We start from the raw sequence: 255 nt of genomic DNA, 5'->3' as shown, positions 1-255 counted from the left end.
AGAGCCATACCGTAACCGCCAGTCTGCCCGGTTGTTCAACCACGACCACCACCTATATGGCCCCGGCCGCCTGCTCGGTGACACCACCTTGCCTGCTCAACTTAGTGGTTGCCCCTGATGGTTGCAATACCGCCACGAACCAGTATAGTGTCAGAGGAACCCTTTCGGCGACCAATGCAATGGGTAGTCAACTAATAACCATTACCGATGGCACAGTCAGTACTACCGCAACACTTGCAGGCAATGAGCCAACCA

Annotated in this window: 1 protein-coding gene; it reads left to right on the top strand. The window is 54.9% G+C overall.

Translation table 11 applies throughout. The annotated features are described in order from the left end of the window. The coding region (locus tag GJR95_RS41965; RefSeq protein ID WP_198424788.1) for a hypothetical protein at nucleotides 1-255 on the top strand (255 nt) is incomplete at both ends.

This window comes from Spirosoma endbachense, assembly GCF_010233585.1.
Lineage (GTDB): Bacteria > Bacteroidota > Bacteroidia > Cytophagales > Spirosomataceae > Spirosoma > Spirosoma endbachense.
This window is presented reverse-complemented; position numbering and strand designations above follow the sequence as displayed.